This is a genomic window from Actinocrispum sp. NPDC049592, assembly GCF_040675465.1.
Taxonomy (GTDB): Bacteria; Actinomycetota; Actinomycetes; order Mycobacteriales; family Pseudonocardiaceae; genus Kibdelosporangium.
Genome location: NZ_JBFAPA010000040.1, coordinates 1,638 through 4,835, shown reverse-complemented (window position 1 = coordinate 4,835; position 3,198 = coordinate 1,638). Strand labels below are relative to the sequence as shown.

The window sequence follows — 3,198 nt, the reverse complement described above, 5'->3', positions numbered from 1 at the left end:
TGTTTCAGAACCGTACAGTGGATGCGTAACACCTTTGTAGACAAGTCCTCGGCCTATTAGTACCAGTCAACTCCACACATTACTGCGCTTCCATCTCTGGCCTATCAACCCAGTCATCTAGCTGGGAGCCTTACCCCATCAAGGGTGGGAGACCTCATCTTGGAACGAGCTTCCCGCTTAGATGCCTTCAGCGGTTATCCCTTCCGAACGTAGCCAACCAGCCATGCCCTTGGCAGAACAACTGGCACACCAGAGGTTCGTCCGTCCCGGTCCTCTCGTACTAGGGACAGCCTTCCTCAAGTCTCCTACGCGCGCGGCGGATAGGGACCGAACTGTCTCACGACGTTCTAAACCCAGCTCGCGTACCGCTTTAATGGGCGAACAGCCCAACCCTTGGGACCTACTCCGGCCCCAGGATGCGACGAGCCGACATCGAGGTGCCAAACCATGCCGTCGATATGGACTCTTGGGCAAGATCAGCCTGTTATCCCCGGGGTACCTTTTATCCGTTGAGCGACCACGCTTCCACAAGCCATGGCCGGATCACTAGTTCCGACTTTCGTCCCTGCTCGACCCGTCAGTCTCACAGTCAAGCCCCCTTGTGCACTTGCACTCAACACCTGATTGCCAACCAGGCTGAGGGAACCTTTGAGCGCCTCCGTTACCCTTTAGGAGGCAACCGCCCCAGTTAAACTACCCACCAGGCACTGTCCCTGAACCAGATCATGGTCCGAGGTTAGACACCCAATTCGACCAGAGTGGTATTTCAAGATTGACTCCACAACCACTGGCGTGACCGCTTCACAGTCTCCCACCTATCCTACACAAGCCGAACCGAGCACCAATACCAAGCTATAGTAAAGGTCCCGGGGTCTTTCCGTCCTGCCGCGCGTAACGAGCATCTTTACTCGTAGTGCAATTTCACCGGGCCTGTGGTTGAGACAGCCGAGAAGTCGTTACGCCATTCGTGCAGGTCGGAACTTACCCGACAAGGAATTTCGCTACCTTAGGATGGTTATAGTTACCACCGCCGTTTACTGGCGCTTAAATTCTGAGCTTCGCCCTTACGGACTAACCCGTCCTCTTAACGTTCCAGCACCGGGCAGGCGTCAGTCCGTATACATCGTCTTACGACTTCGCACGGACCTGTGTTTTTAGTAAACAGTCGCTTCTCGCTAGTCTCTGCGGCCACACAACGCTCCACGCGCAAGGCGTTTCACGCCACACGGCCCCCCTTCTCCCGAAGTTACGGGGGCATTTTGCCGAGTTCCTTAACCACAGTTCACCCGAACGCCTTAGTATTCTCTACCTGACCACCTGTGTCGGTTTAGGGTACGGGCCACTCGAACACTCGCTAGAGGCTTTTCTCGGCAGCATAGGATCACCCACTTCGCCTCAATCGGCTACGCATCACGTCTCAGCCTCAATGAGTGACGGATTTGCCTATCACTCGGCCTACACGCTTACACCAGTTAATCCACTCACTGGCGGAGCTACCTTCCTGCGTCACCCCATCGCTTGACTACTACCCAATCAGATCCCACGCTCCCCTCAACTCGTCCGAAGACTCGCATCAGTTCGGGTGGTTAGTATCAAGAGGTTCATCATGGTCGCGTTCGCGCGGGTACGGGAATATCAACCCGTTGTCCATCGACTACGCCTGTCGGCCTCGCCTTAGGTCCCGACTTACCCTGGGCGGATTAGCCTGGCCCAGGAACCCTTGGTCATCCGGCGGCAGAGGTTCTCACTCTGCTATCGCTACTCATGCCTGCATTCTCACTCCCACACCCTCCACGGCTGACTTCCATCGCCGCTTCCACGGATGCAGGACGCTCCCCTACCCATCCACACGACTGCACAAAGTTCCAAAGAACCAAGCGGATCACATGTGTGAATGACACAGCTTCGGCGGTACGCTTAAGCCCCGCTACATTGTCGGCGCAGGACCACTTGACCAGTGAGCTATTACGCACTCTTTCAAGGATGGCTGCTTCTAAGCCAACCTCCTGGTTGTCTGGGCGACCCCACATCCTTTCCCACTTAGCGCACACTTAGGGGCCTTAGCTGGTGTTCTGGGCTGTTTCCCTCTCGACTACGAAGCTTATCCCCCGCAGTCTCACTGCCGCACTCTCACTCACCGGTATTCGGAGTTTGGTTGACTTCAGTAAGCTTGTAGGCCCCCTAGGCCATCCAGTGCTCTACCCCCGGTGAGAAACATACGACGCTGCACCTAAATGCATTTCGGGGAGAACCAGCTATCACGGAGTTTGATTGGCCTTTCACCCCTACCCACAGCTCATCCCCCAGGTTTTCAACCCTGGTGGGTTCGGGCCTCCACACCGTCTTACCGGCGCTTCACCCTGGCCATGGGTAGATCACTCCGCTTCGGGTCTAGACCACGCGACTCAACGCCCTATTCAGACTCGCTTTCGCTACGGCTACCCCACCCGGGTTAACCTCGCCACGCAGCACTAACTCGCAGGCTCATTCTTCAAAAGGCACGCCATCACCCCAAAAGGCTCTGACGGCTTGTAGGCACACGGTTTCAGGTACTCTTTCACTCCCCTCCCGGGGTACTTTTCACCTTTCCCTCACGGTACTAGTCCGCTATCGGTCACCAGGAAGTATTTAGGCTTAACGGGTGGTCCCGCCAAATTCACAGCAAATTCCACGAGCTCGCTGCTACTCGGGAACACCACCAAAGGAGATCACGAACTTTCGCTTACGGGACTTTCACCCTCTACGGTGTGGCTTTCCAGACCACTTCAACTAGCCACGTGATTTTATAACTCCTCGACTGCATGGCAGCACAGTCCAGTGGGTCCCACGACCCCGCTGACGCAACCCCTGCCAGGTATCACACGCCAACGGTTTAGCCTCTTCCGCTTTCGCTCGCCACTACTCACGGAATCACGGTTGTTTTCTCTTCCTACGGGTACTGAGATGTTTCACTTCCCCGCGTTCCCTCCACACACCCTATATATTCAGGTGCGGGTGACACCCCATAACGGGTGCCGGGTTTCCCCATTCGGAAATCCTCGGATCACAGCTCGGTTGACAGCTCCCCGAGGCTTATCGCAGCCTCCTACGTCCTTCATCGGCTCCTGATGCCAAGGCATCCACCGTATGCCCTTAACAACTTGACCACAAAGATGCTCGCATCCACTGTACAGTTCTCAAACACCACACCAGACAACC

Annotated in this window: 1 rRNA gene; it reads right to left on the bottom strand. The window is 55.8% G+C overall.

The features are described 5' to 3' along the window. Positions 1-36: 36 nt before the first annotated feature. A 23S ribosomal RNA gene (locus AB0J95_RS51015) occupies positions 37-3,146 on the bottom strand. Positions 3,147-3,198: the final 52 nt, after the last annotated feature.